Source organism: Cyanobium sp. ULC082 (assembly GCF_977927535.1).
Genome location: NZ_OZ376398.1, coordinates 43,216 through 63,211 on the forward strand (window position 1 = coordinate 43,216; position 19,996 = coordinate 63,211).

A 19,996-nucleotide genomic window follows, 5' to 3' on the forward strand; every position below is an offset into this window, starting at 1 on the left:
GCATGGCAACCAAAGGCCCGGCGGCACCGATCGCGAGCATCGGCGTTCCGACCGAAATCAAGCGCGATGAGCAACGGGTGGCCCTCACTCCCGACGGGGTGAGGGAGCTGGTCTCGAATGGCCTGGAAGTGCTTGTCCAGGCTGGCGCGGGCACCGGGGCAGGCATCAGCGATGCGCACTACGCCACGGCCGGCGCCCGCCTGGTGAGCCGTGAGGAGGCCTGGTCCGCTCACCTGGTCGTCAAGGTGAAGGAACCGCAGCGGGAGGAGTTCGATCTGCTCCGCGACGACCTGGTGCTGTTCACCTACCTCCATCTGGCGGCCTACCCGGAGGTGGGCCGTGCCCTGCTCGAGGCCGGCACCACCGGGGTGGCCTACGAAACGGTGCAACTCGACAACGGCAACCTTCCCCTGCTCGCTCCGATGAGCGAAATCGCCGGTCGGCTGGCGGCGCAGGTGGGAGCCCATCTGCTCGAGAAACCCCATGGCGGCCGCGGGGTGCTGATCGGAGGCTGCACCGGCGTGCGTCCCGCCCGCGTCGTGGTGCTCGGAGCCGGCACGGTGGGATGGAACGCGGCCAGGCTGGCGGCGGCCATGGATGCCGAGGTGCTGCTGCTGGATCACACCCCGCAGCGACTGCGCAACCTCGAAACCGACCGCTGCGGCCGTCTGGTCAGCCTGGTGAGCAGCCGTGGCCTGATCGAGCGGCTGGTGCCGAGCGCCGATCTGCTGATCGGGGCCGTGCTCACCCCCGGCGGCCGGGCACCGACCCTGGTGGAGGAAGACCTGGTGCAGCAGATGAAGCCCGGTTCCGTGATCGTCGATGTGGCGATCGACCAGGGGGGCTGCATCGCCACCAGCCGCGAAACCACCCATACCGATCCTGTCGTCACGATCCACGGGGTGCAGCACTACGCCGTCGGCAACATGCCCGGAGCGGTGCCCTTCACCTCCACCGAAGCCCTGGTGAGCGTCACGCTTCCCTACATCGTCGGGATCGCCGGTCGGGGACTGCTGGAGGCGGTCACCGAACGACCCGAACTGCTCTCGGGGCTCAACACCGTCGACGGGGCGGTCTGCCACCCCGGCGTGGCCAAGGCCCTGGGGGTGCCGACCCGCCATCCCATGGCCTGCCTGCGCTGATGGTGCCCCCTCGCAACGTTCAACCAGCCTCCAGGGGCCGCAGGGGCACCAGGGGGCGGCTGAGCGATTCGGGCGCCAGCCCCTCCCGCAGGGCCAGCACCAGGCCGGCCGCCTCCGCGTAGCTGGCCACGGCGAGCGCCTCCAGGCCCAGGGCTTCCGCCGTGACGGACAGCAGAGAGGGATTGCCCTCAACGACGATCAGGGGGATCCCGCGCTCTGCGCAGCTGAGCACGGCCTCGCCGCCCAGGGCACCGGCCGGAGCCACCACCGCCCCGATCCGGCTGGGATGGAGAAGATCCGCCGAGTCAACCGGTGCAGCGGCGGCGGCGAAGGCTGATCCGAGCCGGATCAGGTTTGGTGCACGGCTCAGCCCCACCAGGACACAGGCCAGAAAGGTGTGGGCCAGTTCCTCAGCGGCAGCGCGTGGATCAAGCTCCGGCTCCGGGGGCAGCGGCGCCAGGGCAGGTGCGTGGGCACAGGGCAGGCCAAGCCGCCAGCCCAGCAGGTGACTGATCACCGCCTCGGCTCCCGCCAGGGCGTCCACGCCGCTCCCCTGCCGGTAAGCCTGCAGGGCCTCACTGCCGGCCTCGTCGGGGAAACGGGTGACCACCGCGATGGCTGTTGCCCCTTCCCGGCGGAGCCGCTCGGCACCGCGCAGCAACGTCTCGGGATGGCCCAGCTGTCCCCAGCTCGCCCCACTGCCCCCCCGGGTCAGAGCCACCTCAACCGGCTGATCGGTGATCACCACAGGGCCGATCGACAGGCCAAGGGTGGCCCTGCAGGCATCGGCGACCTGCAGATGGCGCAGCCGCAGGTCCGGCTCGATCCCCGCATCCAGCAGCAGACCCACCCGTTGACGACGCACCGGAGCCAGGGCCAGTTCGCCCCGGGCGAAGCGGTTGAGCGCCCAGCCTTCGACGTAGTGAAAGCGAGGGTCGCTCCAGTAGAGGGCGGCTCCGTTCAGCACGTTGGGATGGCTGATCAGGCAACCACTGGCAGCCGCCAGCAACCGGGCCGCCGGCAGCCCATCTCCGGCAAATCCACCGATGCGGCAACCGATCCCGGTCGGGATCACCAGCAGGGTGGGGAGTGGCGCCGCGGAAGCTAGGAACACAGCATGATCGCCTCGAGCCGGAGTCGCCGGCGGCCTGACTGGTGGCCGGAGCCAGCCCCTGCCGCCCCCTGCGGCTCAACGGCGGTGACGGACCAGCGCAGCGGTTCACCGTGGTGGGCCAGGGCAGCGAGAAGCTGGGGAAGCAGCGGACCCGGAGCGGCCTCCAGCCAGACCTCCAACGCTTCGAGCCTCATCGACACCGCGGAGTGACGGGCCGCCGGCTTCCAGAAACCCTGCTCACGACTGGAACTGGCCGAACTGCCGTTGATAGAGGGCATCCTCCTGACCCGCCAGCAGGTTCAGATCGCTGCGGGGATAGGACACGCACAGAAGGGCGAAACCTTCGCTCTGGAGCTCCGCCTTCACCCCCATCGCCTCTGACTGATCCACCGAGCCCGCTCGAATCCTGGCCGCGCAGGTGGTGCAGACGCCCGCACAACAGGAACTGGGCAAGGGGACGCCCGCCAGCTCGGCCGCCGCCAGCACGGTCTGATCATCACGGCAGGGGAAGGTGTGCAGGGTGCCGCCCAGCTCGGCGACGACAGTGAAGCTTTCAGGCATGGCGGGCAGATGAGAGGGGGGTCCAGTGTTCGGGGTGGGGGGCCAGGTACTCGGAAGCAGGATTCGCTCGATCCGGTCGGGCACGGGCGCAGAGGAACAGATCGAAACTGATCGACAGGCGCACGTTCTCGCCATCCTGATTGACGGTGACGGCATGGTCGGTGCTGGCCGGGAACAGAACCAGCAGCCCAGCTTCAGGGGCCACATCCAGCCAGGGGGCATTGAGGGGATGCTCTACGGCGATCGGGCCGCCATGGCCGACACCGAGACCAGGCACCAGCTCATTCACCTGTCGGGGCGCGAACAGCCGCAGCGCACCACCGAGCCCACTGCCATCACCATTGAGATAGAACACCGCACTGAGATGGGCATTGGGGTGGTGGTGCCGCCCCACCTCCAGACCCTGCTCGCTCACCACTGGCCAGGCGCGCTGGATGAACAGATCCACCTGGTTCAGCTCAAAGCCGAGAGCTTCGAGGTAATGCCAGGCCTCCGCCTCCACCCGGTGGCGCAGCCAATCAAACTCCGGCAGCAGATGGACCTGCCAGACCCCGTTGAGATCACCGGTCCAGGCACAACCGGGATCGGGATTGCTGCGGACCGAACCACGCAGCTTCAGCACCGCCTGCATCATAACGGCGGTGACAAGCGGATCTGGGCCCAGCCGGACACGACCAAGCGCCAGAGGGAACAGGGGCTGGATCTGAAGTGTCAGCTCAACCCATCGCCGAACCACCCACCACTTCCAGGATCTCCTGGGTGATGGCCGCCTGCCGAGCCTTGTTGTAATCAAGGGTGAGAGTCTTGGCGAGCTCCTTGGCGTTGTCGCTGGCGTTGTTCATCGCCGTCATCCGACTGGCCAGCTCGCTGGCCGCGGCCTCCTGGAGAGAACGGAGCAACTGGTTATCGAGGTAGAGCGGCAGCAGAGCATTGAGCAATTGATCCGGACTCTGCTCAAACACGAATTCAGGCTGGAGCGGCGGCACTTCGTTGACACCGGACGGGCCCTTCTCGACAGCAAGCTGACCTTCGCGGGTGGTGAGTCGAAAGATCTCGTCGTCCTGGGCAGCGATCCCCTGGGGATCCAGGGGGAGCAGGGTCTGGGCGACGGGAGCACTGCTGACCAGATTGACGAATTTGGTGTAGATCATCTCGACGCGGTCGGTGCTGCCTGAAAGGAATTCAGCCAGAATCTCATCACCGATCCGGCCAGCATCCTCGGCGGTTGGAACCTGCTCCAGCCCCGTGAAGGTAGCGAGGATGGGATAAGAACGGTTCTTGAAATAGGCGGTGGCCTTGCGACCGATCAGCACCATCTCAACGGTGAAGCCCTTGCCGGTGAGCTCAGCGAAACGCTGCTCGCTGCGCTTGATGATGCTGGCGTTGTAACCGCCACAGAGGCCGCGATCGGCGCTCACCACAACGAGGGTGATGTGGCGCAGGGGACGCTCCTGCTCAAGCAGGGGCGTGCCGCTCACATCTTCTAAGCGGAGCCGCGACTGGAGGTTCTCCAGCATGCGGGCGAGGCGATCGGCGAAGGGCCGTGAGCGGAGCACCTGCTCCTGGGCCCGCCTGACCTTGGCCGCAGCGACGAGGCGCATGGCCTCGGTGATCTTGCGGGTGTTCTTGACCGAACTGATCCTGTCGCGGATTTCCTTGAGGTTGGCCATGGTTCAGGTGCCTCAGGCGGTGGCGAGCAGGGTGGATTTCACTTCATTGATCGCTGCCTTGAGCAGTTCCTCGGAAGCCTCGCTCATCTGTTTGTCGGTCTGCACCTGCTCCACGAAGGCCGAAGCATTCGACTTCAGATACTCACGCAATTCACGCACGAACATGGTGCACTGATCGACGGGAATTTCATCAATCAGGCCCTTGACGCCTGCATAGACCACCGCAACCTGCTCGGCGAGGATCAGGGGGCTGAACTGGGGCTGCTTGAGCAGTTCGCGCAGGCGCTTGCCACGGCCCAGCTGCTTCTGGGTGGTGGCATCGAGGTCGGAGGCGAACTGGGAGAACGCCGCCAGTTCATCGAACTGGGCCAGTTCCAGCTTGAGGGTGCCGGCGATCTTCTTGATCGCCTTGGTCTGGGCAGCGCCGCCGACCCGGCTCACCGAGATGCCCACGTTGATCGCTGGCCGGAGGCCCGAGTTGAACAGATCCGAGGTGAGGAAGATCTGGCCGTCGGTGATCGAGATCACGTTGGTGGGGATGTAGGCCGAGACGTCACCGGCCTGGGTTTCGATGATCGGCAGGGCGGTCATGCTGCCTTTGCCCATGGCATCGGACAGCTTGGCGGCCCGCTCGAGCAGGCGGCTGTGGCAGTAGAACACGTCACCGGGATAAGCCTCGCGGCCGGGCGGGCGGCGCAGCAGCAGCGACATCTGGCGGTAGGCCTGGGCCTGCTTGGTGAGGTCGTCGTAAACGACCAGGGTGGCCTTGCCCTTGTACATGAAGTACTCGGCAATCGCGGCACCGGTGTACGGGGCGAGGTATTGAAGGGCGGCAGGCTCAGACGCACTGGCCGCCACCACCACCGTGTAATCAAGGGCGCCGCGCTCACGCAGCACGTCGACCACGTTGGCGACGGAAGCGGACTTCTGACCGATCGCCACGTAGACGCAGACCACGTCCTCCCCCTTCTGGTTGAGGATGGTGTCGATGGCGATGGCGGTTTTGCCCGTCTGCCGGTCACCGATGATCAGCTCACGCTGGCCGCGTCCGATCGGGATCATCGCGTCGATCGCGGTGATGCCGGTCTGCATCGGCTCATGGACGGACTTGCGTTGAATGATGCCGGGGGCCATCGATTCGATCAGCCTGGTTTCGGTGGTGGCGATCTCCCCCTTGCCATCCAGCGGCAGACCGAGAGGATTGATCACCCGGCCGAGCATCGCTTCGCCGACGGGCACCTCGGCGATCCGACCGGAAGCCTTGACGGTGCTGCCCTCCTGAATCCCAAGACCTTCGCCCATCAGCACGGCGCCGACGTTGTCGTCCTCGAGGTTGAGGGCAATCCCTTCCGTGCCGTCCTCGAACTCCAGCAGCTCGCCAGCCATGGCCTGCTGGAGCCCGTAAACGCGGGCGATGCCGTCACCCACCTGCAGAACGGTTCCGACGTTGCTGATCGAAACGGACTTGTCATAGTCCTCGATCTGCTGCTTGAGGATGGCGCTGATCTCGTCGGGACGGATGGAAACCATGGATTCAGATCCCCGCTCGGGGAGGCGATGGAAGAGGAGGGATGGAAGGGAAAGGGAACTGGATGGAGAACCGCAGGGCGAGATCTAGCCGGCCTTGGCCAAGGCAAGGCCGAGCCGCCTGACCTGACCGGCCAGGCTCGCATCGATCACCTGGGAACCCAGGCTGACGACGAAGCCACCGATCAGAGCAGGATCAACGCTGAGATCGAACTCGACCGATTCAGTGCCGGCCACGGCCTTCACCTTGGCTCTCAGTTTGTCCTGCTGGGCTTCGCTGAGCGGAGTGGCTGAGATGACACTGGCCAGGGAGATCCCTCTCTGCTCACGAAAGAGCTCGAGAAACCTCACCAGAACAGCATCAAGCAGGGAGATGCGCTGGCGATCTGCCATCAACTGCATGAGGTTGAGCAGGGAGGGTGTCACCTGATCGTTGAACAGGGCAACCAGAGCTCCCTTCTTGGCGTCCGGTTCGATCACCGGAGACGTCATCGTGTCGCGAAGCTCGGGAGAAGCCTGCCAGAGCTCCAGAATCTGTTTGGCCTGCTCGGCCACCAGGTCAGCTTCCTGACGTTGATCAGAGACCTGAAGCAGGGCGTCGGCGTAGGGAGAGGCGATCGAATTGAGCAACGGCATCAGCCTTTCCCCAGGGTGTTGATGGAGCGATCGATCAGCAGGGACTGACTTTTGGCATCGAGCTTGCCAGGAAGCACATCGAGAGCCCGCTCGATCGCACGGCGTGCCGCCTCCCGGCGGAGCTGTTCACTGACCCTGGCGGCTTCGGAACCGAGGTCGGCGGCAGCCGACTGCTTGAGCCTGGCCATCTCCTCGACGGTGCGCTGCTCGCTGTCCAGGCGAATGGCGTCCGCCCTGGCCTTGCCTTCGATCCGGATCTGTTCGGCCTTGGCCTGAGCAGCCGCCAGGTCCTGCTGGGCGGTGAGCAGGGCGGCATTCGCCTCCTGCAGCCGGCGTTCGACGTCTTCGAGATCGGCGAGGATGGCGCCGCGGCGGCGCTCCAGGATGGAGCCCATCACCTTGGGAAGAAACCAGACCAGGCCAGCGATGACGATGGCAAGGTTGATGATGTTGGTCTCGAACGGATCGAGGTTGAGACCGAAACCTCCTTCAACGGCCAGCCAGGTGGGCATCAGACCGGAAAGGGCAAAGGGAATGGCGATCATGTTGCGGCCAGCAGACGTTGAACGATCTGGTCACCGAGCAACTCTGCATCAGCCTTCAGTTGCCCAAGGGCCTGCTTCCGCTCACGGTCGATTTCACGCCGGGCCACCTCCCGGCTGGCATTGGCCTCAGCCTGAGCAGAGGCCAGGGCAGCGCGGTAGAGCTTGTCCATCTCCTCCTCAGCATCGACAACCAGAGACTGGGCTTTCTGCCTGGCCTCCTTGAGCTGGTTGGACAGATCAGCCTCGAGGCGCTGGGCCTGAAGCACCTTCTGCTTGGCATCAGTGCGGGTGGTGGCCAGAAAGCTCTCTCTCGCTTCCACGTTGCGTCCGACAGGTCGGAAAAACAGGGCGTTGAGAATGAACGTGAGAACCACCACCTGAATCGCCATCAGGGGAAGGGTGGCATCGAGGTCGAAAAGACCTCCTTCCGGGGCTCCGGCAGCGGCGAACAGAAACCAGCTGGTCATGGGGCAGGAACGCTGGAAAGATCAGGAAGGCTCGCCGTGGACAAATCCCCGGCGGAGTGAACAGGTGATGAAGCGGTCAACCGTTCGCCGTCAACCGGCGAACGGGTTGGCGAACAACAGCACCAAAGCCACCACCAGGCCGTAGATGGTCAGCGATTCCATGAAAGCCAGGGAGAGCAGCAGGGTGCCGCGGATCTTGCCTTCAGCCTCGGGCTGACGGGCGATGCCTTCGACGGCTCCGCCGGAAGCTGTGCCCTGGCCGATGCCAGGACCGATCGAGCCGAGGCCGACGGCCAGACCAGCAGCCACAACAGACGCAGCGGAAGTAATGGAATCCATGGTGGAACGAAGGGATGGGGGGCGCCGGTGAGCGCGGGTTGGAGCTGGCGCCGGGGACATCTCACCGGAGGGAGATGGGCCCGGAATCGACCGGACCTGCGCGCAGGTGTTTTAGCAGAGGGTGGAGCTGAGACGCTCCGATCGGAAGGCCCGTCCTGGGGCCCGTCGTCAGTGGGCCTCCTCGTGGACGGCCTCGCCGATGTAGTAGGCGGCCAGGGTGGCGAAGATCAGGGCCTGGATGGCGCTGGTGAAGAGTCCGAGGAACATCACCGGGAGTGGGACGATCAGGGGCACCAGGAAAGCCAGAACAGCCACCACAAGCTCATCGGCGAGAATGTTGCCGAACAGACGGAAGGAAAGCGACAGGGGTTTGGTGAAATCTTCGACGATCTTGAATGGGAGCATGATCGGCGTCGGCTCCACGTAATACTCGAAGTAGCGGAATCCTTTGCGGCTCAACCCGGCGTAGAAGTAGGCCAGCGAAACCAGCAGAGCAAGGGCGATCGTTGTGTTGATGTCGGCGGTGGGGGCTCCGAGCTCACCACTGGGCAGATGAATCAACTTCCAGGGAACCAGGGCGCCGCCCCAGTTGCTCACGAAGATGAACAGGAAAAGCGTGCCGATGAACGGCAGCCAGTCGCGATAGGCCTTTTCGCCGATGTACTCGCGGGCGATGTCCCGAAGGTATTCCCACAGGAACTCCAGCAGGTTCTGGGCCCCGCGGGGGTCCCGCTCCAGCTTGCGGGTGCCGGCCACCACCAGGGCGAGCAGGGCCCCGATCACCAGCCAGGAGCTCAGGAAGACCTGACCATGGATCTTGAGTCCACCGATCTGCCAGTAGAGGTGTCGTCCAACCTCGAGCTCGGCAAAGGGGAGGGGGAAAGACAACGGGACCATCGAGAGAAAGGGAGGTGCCGCGGATGCGACGGATCGTGGGGGAGGCGAAGCAACCGTGGGGAGCTAGGCCGGCAGGAAGGCCTGGATCAGGATCGCCGGCTTGTAAAGCAGAAATCCCACAAGAGCGGGAATCACTTCGGCGCCAGGAACGCGGATGGCGGCGAGAACGAGAACAACCGGAACCAGCAGCTGGGACTTGCCCACGGAACGGGAATCGGAGCCGAGCCGGGCCACACTCCGCGCCAGCATTCTCAGGTAGAGAAGACCGGCCAGGGACCCCACCAGCAGACTGATCGCCTGGGCGAAACCGAACAGAACGGCCGTCAGGGGCACGGCCACTCCGCTCAGAGCCAGGGTGGCCAGCAACAGGCGGTTCTGGAGGCGGACGTAGTCATCGAGGCCACCGGGAGATCGGGCCTGCTCGGGTTGGCTCAGGCCAGGGCTGGCCGAGCCTGCAGCTGTGGGAGCGGCTTCAAGCACCAGAACAGAGCTTTTTTCCGCCGATGCGGAGGGCTCACCGAGCAGATCGGCGGGTTGCTCCAGCAGTTCTGGAAAACCTTGGATTCCGACCGGTGAATCTCCTGGAACAGATGAACTGCCGGAGGGTCTGATACTTGCCGAAGAAGCAGCCTGCAAACGCCTAAAAGCTCGGCGAAAGGCGAGCGGAATTTATCACGCAGCCCCAGCAGGCTGCTTTCAGGCAGGCGGCGCCAGCAACAGCAGCCGTTGAATCCAGCACTGCCGGGCCACCCGCGCCAGTCGGGGCCGATCCCAGCCCAGGTTCAGATCAGCCAGCGGTGTGGTGGCACCCGCCAGCTCCAGGGCCTTGAGAAAGTCCAGCTGATCCGGCTCCAGATCAAGCGGGAGCAGATCGGGATCCAGCAGGGATGCTCCGGGCCAACCCCAGAGGCAGGGATTGCGCTGACCCGTGGCGGCGATCAACTCCTCGTCCTGGCTCCAGAGGGTCTGCAGCAGCGGGCCCTTGCTGAGGAAGAACTCGAAATGACTGATCTCCGGATCGAGGCTCTCCACCAGGCTCCATTGCTGCCGCAGCGGCAGACCCTGGGCCCGGGCCAGCAGATCCCCTTTCAACAGCCGCGACGGATCCCACTGCCGGGGATTCGAAAAGCAGACGAACTCCAGGTCGGCGCTGGCCACGAAGCGGAACAGCCTCTCGAGGTTGTAGGTCGTCTCCTGGGGATGCAGATACATGTCGGCGAAATTGGCATCCGCTGCCGTGTCGAGGGCCCAGCGTTGCTCGTGATGGAGACGCAGCCGATGGGTGGCCGGGAGATCCGCCAATAACATCCGGCCCAGCCGCAGACCCTCCTGATCGGCTCCGACCCCCAGAGCCTCAAGGGCGCGCTGAATGCGGTGGATCTCCCAGCGCCCCCCATCGGCATAAAGGAAAAGATGCAGCAGCCCGCCGGGGGCCAGCAGATCAGCCAGGGCGGCAAGCCCGGCTTCGGGTTCGCGCAGGTGATGCAGCACTCCGACCGAATTGATGTAATCGAACGGTGCTTCACCCTCCAGATCCAGCAAGCTGCGCTGTTCGATCCTCAGGCCGCCGCTCAGGGCAGCCCCCCCGGAGCGGCGCAGGCGCTCACGCGCCACATCCAGGGCGCCGGCGCTGATGTCCACGGCGAGAAGCTCGGAGCCGGGATTGAGATGGGCGAGATAGTCGGTGCTCACCCCGGTGCCGCAGCCCGCATCGAGGATGCGTGGCAATCTGCCCTTGCCGGGCAGCCGACCTGTGCAGGCACTGAACGCGGCGGCATGGCACCAGCGCCAGTTGTATCCGGGCGGCGGACCATCCTGAAGCGGATCCCCGGGGTAGGGGAAACGGTCGTAGAAGGCACTCACCACGGGGGTGGCGGCATCGGCGGGAGCCTGGGGCATGGCTGAAGGTCGTCCGGCTGTCTGGCGAGCCTTTCATGCTCCCCCACCCAGCTCGAGGAGCAGTCAGCACCGCCTGGCGGAAACGCCCTGCTGCAAACATTTGTTCATGGCCTTCGGGGCGGGCCGAAGCTGAGCCGTAACGTGATTCGGCCCGGTACACGCCCCTCCATGTCCGTGACCGCCAGCAGCGGCAGCAGCAGGGTTTCCCCTCAGCGCTACGACACCCTGCCGCTCTCCAGCGTCCGTCAGGCGGAGCAACAGGATCGTTTCCCCGAAAAGGGAGAGCTCGACACCCTGATCACTTTTTTCAACAGCGGCGTGATCCGCCTTGAGGCGGCCCGTCGCCTGTCGGCCAATGCCGATGTGATTGTGGCCAAGGCCGCCAACCGGATCTTCGCCGGCGGCACCCCGCTCTCCTATCTCGATGCTCCGCTCACGCCTGCCCTGATCAGCAGCGGTGCCACGGCACCCCTGGCAGCCGACCAGATCGCAGCGGCCTCCTCCGTCCGCACCTTCGCCCAGGGCATCGGCGGCGGCGGATTGCTCGGCCGGATCCTGGAAGGTGTCCAGGCTGACGCCGACGTGCGGGTGGTTCTGCCCAGCGGCTTCAGCCCGATCAGCGTGGCCCGTTATGGCAACGAGCGCATGCGCAAATCGCTGCGCGACATGGGCTGGTTTCTGCGCTACGTGGGCTATGCCGTGGTCGCCGGCGACCCCAGCATCCTGGCGGTGAACACCCGTGGACTTCGGGATGTGCTGGAGAAGGGCTGTTCCCTTGCCGCAACCAATGTGGCGATCCAGGAGATGCGGGCCGCCGCAGCGAACCTCTTTCGCCAGGAGCCCAAAGCCCGCGAGCTGGTGATCGCCTGCTTCAACGTGCTGCTCAAGGAGCTGGAGGTGCCCACCCCCTCCACCAGGCAACGGCTGGGCAGCCCGGAGAACCAGGGCCTGCAGTTGCCGGCCACCTATGCCCTGGCCGCCGAAACTCCCCAGCGCTTCGTGATGAAGCCGGGCCTCTCCGGCCGGGAGAAGGCCGAGGTGATCCGGGCGGCCTATCGCCAGGTGTTCGAACGGGACATCGTCAAGGGTTATTCCCAGGTGATCAGCCCGGTGGAGGCCACCCAGACGGCCCAGGGGCAACTGCCGATGCGGGAATTCATCCGCAGCCTGGGCCGCAGCAAGGAGTATCGCCAGCAGTTCTACGGACGGTTCTCAAACAGCCGGGTCGTTGAGCTCGCCTTCCGCCATTTTCTCGGCCGTGGTGTGAGCTCCATCGAGGAATTCCGCCGCTATTTCGCGATCGTCAGCGACCAGGGCCTGGCCGGTCTGGTCGATTCCCTGATCAACACCCTGGAGTACGGCCAGGTGTTCGGGGAAGAAACCGTTCCCTACCTCCGTGACCTCGGCGAAGAAGCCCAGGAGAGCGCCGGCTGGGGATCGAACCGCAAGCTGTTCCGGTTCAGTGCTCCCTTCGAAGGAGCCCCCCAGTACATCACCCTCTACGCCTCCTACCGGCAGGCCCTGCCCGATCAACACGTCTATGGCGGGGGCAATGATCCGCTCGGTCTCAACTTCGGTGCGATCTTCCCCTCCGGCACCGCTTCGGTGGCCACGCGGCCGGCGCCTTTCGGCTACGACACGCGCCGGATCCTGGTGGGCAACGGCATGGCCCAGCCCGGCCAGATGGACAGCCCGCAGTTCCGGGCCTCCGCGCCAAGACGGGTGGGCCCCAGGGTGGTCCGCCTCCAGCAGATCGCCACAGGCGGTGGCTCCGTGCCCCGCCGCGGTGGCCAGCCGAGCGTCCGCAACACCGAGGCCAGCACCCAGGGGGTGATCCGGGCCGTGTATGTCCAGATTCTCGGCACCACCGGCTATGCCGGCGAACAGCTCACCGTCGAGGAGATCAAGCTCGAAAACGGCGACATCAGCCTCAAGGAGTTCATTCGCCAGGTGGCCCGCTCCAACGCGTTCCGCAAGCGCTTCTGGTCTGGCCTCTACATCACCAAGGCCATCGAAGTGATGCATCGGCGCCTGATCGGCCGGCCCACCTTCGGGCGCTGGGAGATCAACAGCTACTTCGACACCGCGGCCCGCCAGGGTTTCTACGGCGTCATCGACGCCATGCTCGAGACCCGCGAGTACAACGACGCCTTCGGCCAGGACACCGTCCCCTATGAACGGTTCGTCACCCCGGCCGATCTGAACGCCCGTCGGATTCCCGCCCTGCGCCAGCCGCTCCAGACCGCTGGAGTGGCCGATCTGACCCCGGTGCGTCGCCCCCAGGTCGCCCCATCAACCCAGTTCACAGGCAGCGGAGATCTCACCGTCCGCAACCTGCCGGATCGGCGGCGTGAGCGCGTGGTGGGCAGCTGGCGGGCCGCGATCAGCGGCGGGGAAGCGGCGTCCGCCAACCTGAGCACCCAGCCTTCCCAGGGCCTGCGTGAGCCTCCTGCCCCCACCCGCCGCTGGAAGACCCCCCGGGGCGTCAGCGCCTTCACAACCCCAGCCTGGGCCGCTCCAGGCTCCGCCAAGGCACCTCCCCAGGCCAGCGGCTGGAGCCCCAAGCCCGGTGACTGGACAGCCAAGGCCGCTGGCAGCTTCAGCCGAATGGTCTCCGGTGATGCGATGGCCAAGGCCCTGGAAGGGGCCAGGCCCCAGGGATTCAGCCGAAGGGCTGGACTCGGGCAGCCGATCAGCTGGCGCCAGGACGCCGATGAAACGGCCCTCCAGGAAGTGATCGAAGCCAGCTACCGCCAGCTGCTCAATCGCATCCCCTTTGAAGCGGAGCGGCTCCGCGATGCCGAATCCCAGCTGCGCGACGCCCAGCTCTCTGTTTCGGAATTCGTCGGACTGATCGCAGCAGGAGATCTGTTTCAGCAACGGCTGCTGAAGATGGCCCCGCTGCGGGCAGCCGCCGCAGCCTTCCTGGCCCTGCTGGGCCGGGCCGGCCAACCCAAGGAGGTGAGCCATTTCCTGGCCACCAGGGCGAAGCAGGGCCAGCGGGCCGCCCTTGATGACATCCTCAACAGCCTTGAGTACGCGGAGAGCTTCGGCCGGGACACGGTCCCCTATCTCCGCGGCCTTGACACCGAGAACGGCATCCCGATCACCACTGTCAATCGCACAGCAGCGCTCTACGCAGGCAATGCGGGGCTGACCCCACCGATCAAGGGGGCGATCTAGCCCTCTTCACCTGAACAAGCTCAGGCACACCTGCCTGGGATGAATGTTCTGTCATGGCGGATCAATTCCTGTAAAGGGATGCTGATTCGGCATGCAATTCAACTGGAAAAAATCAACTTCAAGCCAGCATCGTCGTGGTGAAAACGTTGATTTGCCATGGGGTGGCGATGGTGGAGGAATCCGCCAGAGTCCTTGGCAGCAAAGGAGTTTCCGAGATCTGCCCGGCGTGAAGAACTGTTACCACCGTCACGCTCTGGCAGCCCCTTGGCCACAGAATCATTGAGCGATCGGCCCGTTCGGTCGTCATGTCGTGGCTTCAAGCCAAACCGCGCAGCCCCACCAAGGTTGCCGGTCAGCAGCCAGTCAGGACATTCCACCCTTACCTACCGGATCTCGGTCTCCTTATCGGCGGCCGCTTGTTTCGAGGCAGAACTGCATGAGCATCGTCTCCAACTCGATCATCAACGCGGACGCTGAAGCCCGCTATCTCAGCCCTGGCGAACTCGACCAGATCAAATCCTTCGTGGCCGGCGGACAACGCCGACTGCGGGTGGCCCAGGTCTTGAGCGAGAACCGCGAGCGGATTGTGAAGCAGGCCGGCGGCGCTCTCTTTCAAAAGCGGCCAGACGTGATCTCTCCCGGTGGCAATGCCTACGGCGAAGAGATGACGGCCACCTGTCTTCGCGACATCGACTATTATCTGCGCCTTGTGACCTACGGCATGGTGGCAGGAGATGTGACTCCCATCGAAGAGATCGGCATCATCGGTGCCCGCGAAATGTATCGAGCCCTCGGCACTCCCCTGGAGGCCATGGCCGAATCCGTGCGCGAGCTCAAGAACGCCTCCATGGGCCTGCTCACCGGAGCCGACTCTGAAGAAGCTGGCTTTTACTTCGACTACGTCATCGGCGCCCTCTCCTGAGGCTCGCCCATCCCTGCCCCCCGCCTCTTCCCAGGACCCATGCAAGACGCGATCACCAACGTCATCAACCAGTCCGACGTCCAGGGTCTTTACCTGGATGATTCCTCGATCGGACGCCTTGAGCAGTATTTCACCAGCGGAGAACTGCGGGTCAGGGCTGCGGCAACGATCGGTTCGAACGCTTCGGCGATCATCAAGGAAGCCGTCGCCAAAACCCTCCTGTACTCGGACATCACCCGTCCGGGTGGGAACATGTACACCACCCGTCGCTATGCGGCCTGCATCCGCGACCTCGACTACTACCTCCGCTACGCCACCTACGCCATGCTCGCGGGTGACACCTCGATCCTGGACGAAAGGGTGCTCAATGGACTCAAGGAGACCTACAACTCCCTGGGGGTACCGATCGGTGCAACGGTCCAGTCCATCCAGGCCATGAAGGAAACGGCCGCCTCGCTGGTCGGTCCCGACGCCGGCCGTGAGTTGGGTGTCTACCTTGATTACATCAGCTCAGGCCTCGGGAACTGATCCCCAAACGACGCCTAATCCAGCGAGGATTCATTCATGCGCCTGTTCAAGATCACGGCCTGCATCCCTTGCCCGGAGAAGGTGCGCAGCCAGAGAGAACTTCAGAACACCTTCTTCACCAAGTGGGTGCCCTATGAGAGCTGGTTCGCTGAGCAGCAGCGGATCATGAAGCAAGGGGGCAAGATTCTCAAAGTCGAGCTGGTGTCTGGGCGCCGTCAGGTCAACGTCGGCAACTGAACTTCCATTGATCGATCAGCAAGCCCGGCCATGGCCGGGCTTTTTTTTGTCCCTGCCCCCTGTCATCCAGCGCCTAGGCACGGCTGAATGGGACCGATCCTCTTTCCCTTCGCTTTGTCCGGTTCCGTGACCTCCCGCACCAGGACCCGGCCAGCCGCAAGCAGGGCCGAGCCGGCTTCCCAGCTCGGCGATGACTCCCGGCTGACCTGGGCCCAGTGGCCGGCCGAGGCACGGCTGCTGCTCGGCCTGGTGGCGATCTGGTGCCTGGCGGGGCTGCTGATCCTGACCTCCGCCAGCTGGTGGGTGGCCGCCCGGGAAATGGGCGATCCCGCTTACTACCTGAAACGACAGGCCATCTGGATGATTCCCAGCTGGGGCCTGCTGTGGCTGGCGATCTGCACACCGCTGCGGCGTTGGCTCCGCCTGGCTGGGCCGGCCGTGCTTGTGGGCGCACTGCTGATCGCCGCCACTCTCCTGGCTGGGACGACCGTGAACGGGGCCAGCCGTTGGCTGGTGATCGGACCGATCCAGATCCAGCCATCCGAACTGGTCAAACCGTTCATCGTTCTGCAGGGTGCCTCCCTGTTTGCCCACTGGAAGCGCATCGGACTCGACCAGAAAGTGCTCTGGCTGGGGATCTTCTCGGTTCTGCTGCTGTTGATCCTCAAGCAGCCCAACCTGAGCACAGCCGCCCTCACCGGCCTGCTGCTCTGGGCGCTGGCCCTGGCCGCAGGACTGCCCATGCTGCTGATGGTCGGCACAGCGGTTGCCGGTGGCCTGATCGGCACCGCAAGCATCCTGATCAACGAGTATCAGCGGATTCGGGTGGTGTCCTTTCTGAATCCCTGGCAAGACGCCCAGGGAGATGGCTATCAACTTGTCCAGAGCCTGCTGGCGATCGGCTCGGGTGGACTGCTGGGCGAAGGGTTCGGCCTCTCCACCCAGAAGCTTCAGTACCTGCCGATCCAATCAACCGATTTCATCTTTGCTGTGTTTGCCGAGGAATTCGGCTACGTGGGCTCCCTCGTGGCACTGATCTTCCTTCTGCTGTTCGGCTTTGTGGGCCTGCGGGTGGCCCTGAGCTCCCGCAGCAACCAGCAGAGGCTGGTGGCGATCGGCTGCATCAGCCTGTTGGTGGGCCAGTCGATCCTTAACATCGCCGTTGCCAGTGGCGCCATGCCCACCACAGGCCTGCCCCTGCCGATGGTCAGCTATGGCGGCAACTCCCTGCTCGCCAGCCTGATCACCGCTGGCCTGCTGATCCGCTGTTCGCTCGAATCGGCACACGGCCATGCTCCCCCCCGCAAACGGCAGCGGCGACCAGACCCCCCGCACACCGCTGGGGTGAACCCTGCCCCGATAGGCTGACTTTTCTGTCCGGCTGGCGTTGTGCCTCCCGGTTTCCGAAGACACGGATGACGAGCCCTGGGCTGTTCATTGCCGATCTGGCCCGCTGGGGGGAAGACCTCACGGCCAGTTCCCTCAACGCCCCGGGCCCCCTCACCCTGGCGATCATCTTCGGGGCAGGGCTGCTGACCAGCCTGGGACCCTGCTCCCTGTCGCTGCTGCCGATCACAGTGGCCTACATGGCGGGTTTTCCCGGCCAGAAAAGCCGTCCCTGGCAACGCAGCCTCAGTTTTGCCGGTGGGATCGTGCTGGCGCTCGTGGTGCTGGGTGGGGCCAGCGCTCTGCTGGGCAGGCTCTACGGCCAGATCCCCGGCGTGATCCCCACCCTGGTGGCTGTGCTTTCGGTGGTGATGGGACTCAACCTGCTTGGGCTGCTGCGCTTTCCCCTGCCGAGTGGGCCCGATCCGGAGCTTTGGCGCCGCCGCATGCCCGCTCCCCTGGCCCCGCTGGCAGCCGGCGCGGCTTTCGGGCTGGCGGCCAGTCCCTGCACAACGCCGGTGCTGGCGGTGTTGCTGGGCTCGATCGCACAGCATGGACAACCGCTGATGGCGATGGTGTTGCTCACCTGCTTCGGAGCCGGCCAGGTGGTGCCGCTGCTGCTGGCCGGAACGGCAGCGGCCTCAATGCAACGCCTGCTGGCCTTCAGGGCCCTGAGCCGCTGGATACCCCCGGTCAGCGGCGTGGTGCTGCTGGCCAGCGGATCCCTCACGCTCCTGGCTCGATGGCCCTGAGACTGCTCGCCTGGATTTCCGATCTTCGCCTGGCGATCGGCTTGCTGTTGATGATCGCCGTGGGCAGCAGCATCGGCACCCTGATTCCCCAGCAGGAGGCCGTCGATCGCTATCACCAGCTTTACGACAATCACCCCTGGCTGGGCCTGCTCGATGGGGACTGGATCCTGCGTCTGGAGCTGGATCATGTCTACGCAAGCAACTGGTTCCTGGCCCTGCTGGCCTGGCTGGGCCTGTCGCTGGTGTTGTGCAGCTGGCGGCGCCAGTGGCCCGCTCTGAAGGCGGCGCTGCGCTGGATCGATTACCGCACACCACGCCAGCTCAGCAAACTGAGCCTGGCGGAGACCATCTCAAGTCCTGATCCAGGCTCAGACCTGAGCAGCCTTGAGCAACTGCTCACGGCCCAGGGCTGGCAGCTGCAGCGGGGCCAGGACCGGCTGGCGGCCAGGCGTGGCCTGGCTGGCCGCGTCGGCCCCCTGCTTGTTCATGCCGGCATGGTGGTGTTGATGGTGGGCTCTGCCTGGGGCGCGCTGGGTGGCCAGCGCCTCGAACGGTTTCTCGCCCCCGGGCGAGAGCTGAGCCTGCTGGATTCAAGGGGCGTCAGCCAGCTCAACCTGGCCGTGGAGAGTTTCCGGATCGAGCGGGATCCGGCCGGCCGGCCGGAACAGTTCCGCTCCAGCCTGCTGCTCAGGAACGGCGATCAAGAACCTCTGCAAACCGCTGAGGTGAGTGTCAACCACCCCCTGCGCTTCCGGGGGATGACGGTGTATCAGGCGGACTGGGCCTTGGCGGCGATCACCGTTCAGATCGGCCGCAGCCCCCTCCTGGAACTGCCGCTGCGGAGTCTGCCGGAACTCGGTGAACAGATCTGGGGCCTGGCGCTGCCGACCCGGCCCGATGGCAGCGAACCCGTGCTGCTCACCCTGGGCAACGAACAGGGTCCGGTCGAGATCTTTGCCTCCGATGCCCAGCGGATCGGTCAGATCGTGCCCGGCGGCGAGCCCATCGAGATCGGGGGCCTGCCGCTGCGGGTGGTGAGTGTGCTGCCGGCCAGTGGCCTGCTGCTGAAGCGGGATCCCGGCGTACCACTTGTCTACGCCGGCTTCGCCATTGCCCTGGTCGGCGGTGGCCTCAGCCTGATCGCCACCCGCCAGCTCTGGGCGATCGCTGAACCTGAGCGGGGCCGGCTTCACCTGGCGGGCCTCTGCAACCGCAACCTCACCGCCCTGGCCCAGGAACTTCCCGAGCTCCTGGCCACAGTGGAGCGGAGCCGCAGCCCGGCCAGCCAGCTGGCTCAGCAGGCCTGACGGTTCCCCTGGCTCACCCTGATCACGGTGTGGACATTGCCGCGGGGATTGAAATCAGCTTCCAGCTGCATCCAGACCGGCTCGCAGGCCGCGGCGAGGTCGTCGAGGATGCGATTGGCCACTTCCTCATGGGAAATGCTGCGATCCCGCCAGCTGTTCACGTAGAGCTTGAGCGCCTTGAGCTCCAGGACCCGCGGGCCAGGCTGATAGATCAGGCGCAGCACCGCGAAATCGGGATAGCCCGAGAAGGGGCATTTGCAGGTGAACTCAGGCAGCTCGATCGCCACCTCGTAGGCGCGACCGATCCTGGGGTTGTCGAAGCAGATCAACTGGGCATCGGCAATCAGCCGTTCGCCATAGGAGGGGGTCTGGGTGATGGTCATCAGGGCTGGGTGCTCAATGGGCGTGGTCGACCTTGCCGATGCTATGAACCCAACAGATTGTGACGGATCCCGCGGCAATCGGCCAGTTCGTTCGCCATGAACATCATTAGTGCGCTAACAATGCATTAAGGATAAAACGTTGGGCATGCCCTGGGCCAAACCCGGTGCGCCTGTTGGAAGTAGCCCCACCGCGAGGCGAAGCAACGCTCCTTTGCATGAAGCGGTATCAGCTCCAAGACCTGCGATCCCTTCCCATCGAGCCTCTCAACCATGACCCCAGCCTCTCTCGTCTATCGGGGTGTTCGCCACGACGGTGACCAACCGGCGCCAACGTCCGACCACGATCCGGTTCAGCACATCTACCGGGGCATCACGTTCCAGGAGCCCCTCCAACACGAACCTGCCGTGGTGAACGAATCCATCGTTCTCCAATACCGTGGCAACCCCTACCACCAGCGCCAGCAGGCGGCGGCCCGCCAGGTTCGGGATCGCTGATCGCCG

At 65.0% G+C, this 19,996-nt stretch carries 24 protein-coding genes; 9 read left to right on the forward strand and 15 right to left on the reverse strand.

What is annotated here, in order from left to right:
- Positions 1 to 2 precede the first annotated feature (2 nt).
- Positions 3 to 1,142: an alanine dehydrogenase gene (gene ald / locus ACXMDY_RS09480; protein ID WP_259702062.1), complete on the forward strand. Its 1,140-nt coding sequence runs from the start codon at positions 3 to 5 to the stop codon at positions 1,140 to 1,142.
- 19 nt (positions 1,143 to 1,161) lie between these two features.
- Here ald and ACXMDY_RS09485 read toward each other — a convergent pair whose 3' ends face one another.
- The 13 genes from ACXMDY_RS09485 to ACXMDY_RS09545 all read right to left on the reverse strand — a co-directional run bounded on the left by ACXMDY_RS09485 (position 1,162) and on the right by ACXMDY_RS09545 (position 10,797).
- Positions 1,162 to 2,256, reverse strand: a complete 1,095-nt coding sequence (locus ACXMDY_RS09485) for a DUF3326 domain-containing protein (protein WP_259702061.1) — start codon at positions 2,254 to 2,256, stop codon at positions 1,162 to 1,164.
- Positions 2,247 to 2,534 (reverse strand): hypothetical protein, encoded by a 288-nt coding sequence (locus ACXMDY_RS09490; protein WP_457767593.1) that lies wholly within the window; start codon positions 2,532 to 2,534, stop codon positions 2,247 to 2,249. The genes ACXMDY_RS09485 and ACXMDY_RS09490 overlap by 10 nt, the downstream gene beginning before the upstream one ends.
- On the reverse strand, positions 2,494 to 2,817 hold the full coding sequence (locus ACXMDY_RS09495; RefSeq protein WP_259702059.1) for a 2Fe-2S iron-sulfur cluster-binding protein: 324 nt from the start codon (positions 2,815 to 2,817) through the stop codon (positions 2,494 to 2,496). The genes ACXMDY_RS09490 and ACXMDY_RS09495 overlap by 41 nt, the downstream gene beginning before the upstream one ends.
- Positions 2,810 to 3,439 carry a TIGR02466 family protein gene (locus ACXMDY_RS09500; RefSeq protein ID WP_399244027.1) on the reverse strand — a complete coding sequence of 210 codons (630 nt, stop codon included), beginning with the start codon at positions 3,437 to 3,439 and terminating at the stop codon, positions 2,810 to 2,812. Before ACXMDY_RS09500 ends, ACXMDY_RS09495 begins: the two co-directional genes overlap by 8 nt.
- Positions 3,440 to 3,533: 94 nt before the next feature.
- On the reverse strand, positions 3,534 to 4,487 hold the full coding sequence (locus ACXMDY_RS09505; RefSeq protein ID WP_259702057.1) for a F0F1 ATP synthase subunit gamma: 954 nt from the start codon (positions 4,485 to 4,487) through the stop codon (positions 3,534 to 3,536).
- Positions 4,488 to 4,499: 12 nt separating this feature from the next.
- Positions 4,500 to 6,017, reverse strand: a complete 1,518-nt coding sequence (gene atpA, locus ACXMDY_RS09510) for a F0F1 ATP synthase subunit alpha (RefSeq protein ID WP_259702056.1) — start codon at positions 6,015 to 6,017, stop codon at positions 4,500 to 4,502.
- Positions 6,018 to 6,101: 84 nt separating this feature from the next.
- Positions 6,102 to 6,650, reverse strand: coding sequence for an ATP synthase F1 subunit delta (gene atpH / locus ACXMDY_RS09515; RefSeq protein WP_259702055.1), 549 nt, complete (start codon positions 6,648 to 6,650; stop codon positions 6,102 to 6,104).
- Positions 6,650 to 7,195 (reverse strand): F0F1 ATP synthase subunit B, encoded by a 546-nt coding sequence (locus ACXMDY_RS09520; RefSeq protein ID WP_259702054.1) that lies wholly within the window; start codon positions 7,193 to 7,195, stop codon positions 6,650 to 6,652. The genes atpH and ACXMDY_RS09520 overlap by 1 nt, the downstream gene beginning before the upstream one ends.
- Complete coding sequence (locus ACXMDY_RS09525; protein ID WP_259702053.1) at positions 7,192 to 7,662, reverse strand: F0F1 ATP synthase subunit B'; 471 nt, start codon at positions 7,660 to 7,662, stop codon at positions 7,192 to 7,194. The genes ACXMDY_RS09520 and ACXMDY_RS09525 overlap by 4 nt, the downstream gene beginning before the upstream one ends.
- A gap of 90 nt (positions 7,663 to 7,752) precedes the next feature.
- Positions 7,753 to 8,001: an ATP synthase F0 subunit C gene (gene atpE / locus ACXMDY_RS09530; RefSeq protein ID WP_071801201.1), complete on the reverse strand. Its 249-nt coding sequence runs from the start codon at positions 7,999 to 8,001 to the stop codon at positions 7,753 to 7,755.
- Between the two features lie 168 nt (positions 8,002 to 8,169).
- Entirely contained in the window at positions 8,170 to 8,898 is a 729-nt protein-coding gene (gene atpB, locus ACXMDY_RS09535; protein WP_259702052.1) for a F0F1 ATP synthase subunit A, read from the reverse strand.
- A 63-nt stretch (positions 8,899 to 8,961) separates the two neighbouring features.
- Positions 8,962 to 9,378 carry a hypothetical protein gene (locus tag ACXMDY_RS09540; protein WP_259702051.1) on the reverse strand — a complete coding sequence of 139 codons (417 nt, stop codon included), beginning with the start codon at positions 9,376 to 9,378 and terminating at the stop codon, positions 8,962 to 8,964.
- Between the two features lie 216 nt (positions 9,379 to 9,594).
- Complete coding sequence (locus tag ACXMDY_RS09545) at positions 9,595 to 10,797, reverse strand: class I SAM-dependent methyltransferase (RefSeq protein ID WP_259702050.1); 1,203 nt, start codon at positions 10,795 to 10,797, stop codon at positions 9,595 to 9,597.
- Positions 10,798 to 10,965: 168 nt separating this feature from the next.
- On the opposite strand from ACXMDY_RS09545, the gene ACXMDY_RS09550 reads away from it, so the two are divergent.
- Positions 10,966 to 13,980 (forward strand): phycobilisome rod-core linker polypeptide, encoded by a 3,015-nt coding sequence (locus ACXMDY_RS09550; protein ID WP_259702049.1) that lies wholly within the window; start codon positions 10,966 to 10,968, stop codon positions 13,978 to 13,980.
- A 98-nt stretch (positions 13,981 to 14,078) separates the two neighbouring features.
- Here ACXMDY_RS09550 and ACXMDY_RS09555 read toward each other — a convergent pair whose 3' ends face one another.
- A complete protein-coding gene (locus ACXMDY_RS09555; RefSeq protein ID WP_457767594.1) occupies positions 14,079 to 14,357 on the reverse strand; it encodes a hypothetical protein in 279 nt (92 codons plus the stop codon).
- Between the two features lie 59 nt (positions 14,358 to 14,416).
- Between ACXMDY_RS09555 and ACXMDY_RS09560 the strand changes: the two genes are divergently transcribed.
- The 6 genes from ACXMDY_RS09560 (at position 14,417) to ACXMDY_RS09585 (ending at position 19,112) form a co-directional block, all read left to right on the forward strand.
- A complete protein-coding gene (locus ACXMDY_RS09560) occupies positions 14,417 to 14,902 on the forward strand; it encodes a globin family protein (RefSeq protein ID WP_259702048.1) in 486 nt (161 codons plus the stop codon).
- 39 nt (positions 14,903 to 14,941) lie between these two features.
- The gene (gene apcB / locus ACXMDY_RS09565) at positions 14,942 to 15,430 is read left to right on the forward strand and encodes an allophycocyanin subunit beta (RefSeq protein ID WP_255087355.1); all 489 of its coding nucleotides are present in this window, start codon (positions 14,942 to 14,944) and stop codon (positions 15,428 to 15,430) included.
- Positions 15,431 to 15,466: 36 nt separating this feature from the next.
- Positions 15,467 to 15,667 carry a phycobilisome linker polypeptide gene (locus ACXMDY_RS09570; RefSeq protein ID WP_255087356.1) on the forward strand — a complete coding sequence of 67 codons (201 nt, stop codon included), beginning with the start codon at positions 15,467 to 15,469 and terminating at the stop codon, positions 15,665 to 15,667.
- A gap of 201 nt (positions 15,668 to 15,868) precedes the next feature.
- On the forward strand, positions 15,869 to 17,035 hold the full coding sequence (locus ACXMDY_RS09575; protein ID WP_259702189.1) for an FtsW/RodA/SpoVE family cell cycle protein: 1,167 nt from the start codon (positions 15,869 to 15,871) through the stop codon (positions 17,033 to 17,035).
- Positions 17,036 to 17,082: 47 nt separating this feature from the next.
- On the forward strand, positions 17,083 to 17,805 hold the full coding sequence (locus ACXMDY_RS09580) for a cytochrome c biogenesis CcdA family protein (RefSeq protein ID WP_259702047.1): 723 nt from the start codon (positions 17,083 to 17,085) through the stop codon (positions 17,803 to 17,805).
- On the forward strand, positions 17,796 to 19,112 hold the full coding sequence (locus ACXMDY_RS09585) for a cytochrome c biogenesis protein ResB (RefSeq protein ID WP_259702046.1): 1,317 nt from the start codon (positions 17,796 to 17,798) through the stop codon (positions 19,110 to 19,112). Before ACXMDY_RS09580 ends, ACXMDY_RS09585 begins: the two co-directional genes overlap by 10 nt.
- Here ACXMDY_RS09585 and queF read toward each other — a convergent pair.
- Positions 19,100 to 19,489, reverse strand: coding sequence for a preQ(1) synthase (gene queF, locus ACXMDY_RS09590; protein WP_259702188.1), 390 nt, complete (start codon positions 19,487 to 19,489; stop codon positions 19,100 to 19,102). The genes ACXMDY_RS09585 and queF overlap by 13 nt on opposite strands.
- A gap of 276 nt (positions 19,490 to 19,765) precedes the next feature.
- On the opposite strand from queF, the gene ACXMDY_RS09595 reads away from it, so the two are divergent.
- A complete protein-coding gene (locus ACXMDY_RS09595) occupies positions 19,766 to 19,990 on the forward strand; it encodes a DUF4278 domain-containing protein (RefSeq protein WP_259702045.1) in 225 nt (74 codons plus the stop codon).
- Positions 19,991 to 19,996 lie beyond the last annotated feature (6 nt).

Bases quoted from the DNA above. Each gene is read 5' to 3' on its own strand.
- ACXMDY_RS09525 (WP_259702053.1), bottom strand. From the start codon at position 7,662: ATGACCAGCTGGTTTCTGTTCGCCGCTGCCGGAGCCCCGGAAGGAGGT.
- ACXMDY_RS09495 (WP_259702059.1), bottom strand. From the start codon at position 2,817: ATGCCTGAAAGCTTCACTGTCGTCGCCGAGCTGGGCGGCACCCTGCAC.
- ACXMDY_RS09550 (WP_259702049.1), top strand. From the start codon at position 10,966: ATGTCCGTGACCGCCAGCAGCGGCAGCAGCAGGGTTTCCCCTCAGCGC.
- ACXMDY_RS09505 (WP_259702057.1), bottom strand. From the start codon at position 4,487: ATGGCCAACCTCAAGGAAATCCGCGACAGGATCAGTTCGGTCAAGAAC.
- ACXMDY_RS09580 (WP_259702047.1), top strand. From the start codon at position 17,083: ATGACGAGCCCTGGGCTGTTCATTGCCGATCTGGCCCGCTGGGGGGAA.
- atpA (WP_259702056.1), bottom strand. From the start codon at position 6,017: ATGGTTTCCATCCGTCCCGACGAGATCAGCGCCATCCTCAAGCAGCAG.
- apcB (WP_255087355.1), top strand. From the start codon at position 14,942: ATGCAAGACGCGATCACCAACGTCATCAACCAGTCCGACGTCCAGGGT.
- atpE (WP_071801201.1), bottom strand. From the start codon at position 8,001: ATGGATTCCATTACTTCCGCTGCGTCTGTTGTGGCTGCTGGTCTGGCC.
- ACXMDY_RS09560 (WP_259702048.1), top strand. From the start codon at position 14,417: ATGAGCATCGTCTCCAACTCGATCATCAACGCGGACGCTGAAGCCCGC.
- ald (WP_259702062.1), top strand. From the start codon at position 3: ATGGCAACCAAAGGCCCGGCGGCACCGATCGCGAGCATCGGCGTTCCG.
- ACXMDY_RS09490 (WP_457767593.1), bottom strand. From the start codon at position 2,534: ATGCCCTCTATCAACGGCAGTTCGGCCAGTTCCAGTCGTGAGCAGGGT.
- ACXMDY_RS09520 (WP_259702054.1), bottom strand. From the start codon at position 7,195: ATGATCGCCATTCCCTTTGCCCTTTCCGGTCTGATGCCCACCTGGCTG.
- atpH (WP_259702055.1), bottom strand. From the start codon at position 6,650: ATGCCGTTGCTCAATTCGATCGCCTCTCCCTACGCCGACGCCCTGCTT.
- atpB (WP_259702052.1), bottom strand. From the start codon at position 8,898: ATGGTCCCGTTGTCTTTCCCCCTCCCCTTTGCCGAGCTCGAGGTTGGA.
- ACXMDY_RS09595 (WP_259702045.1), top strand. From the start codon at position 19,766: ATGACCCCAGCCTCTCTCGTCTATCGGGGTGTTCGCCACGACGGTGAC.
- ACXMDY_RS09585 (WP_259702046.1), top strand. From the start codon at position 17,796: ATGGCCCTGAGACTGCTCGCCTGGATTTCCGATCTTCGCCTGGCGATC.
- ACXMDY_RS09570 (WP_255087356.1), top strand. From the start codon at position 15,467: ATGCGCCTGTTCAAGATCACGGCCTGCATCCCTTGCCCGGAGAAGGTG.
- ACXMDY_RS09545 (WP_259702050.1), bottom strand. From the start codon at position 10,797: ATGCCCCAGGCTCCCGCCGATGCCGCCACCCCCGTGGTGAGTGCCTTC.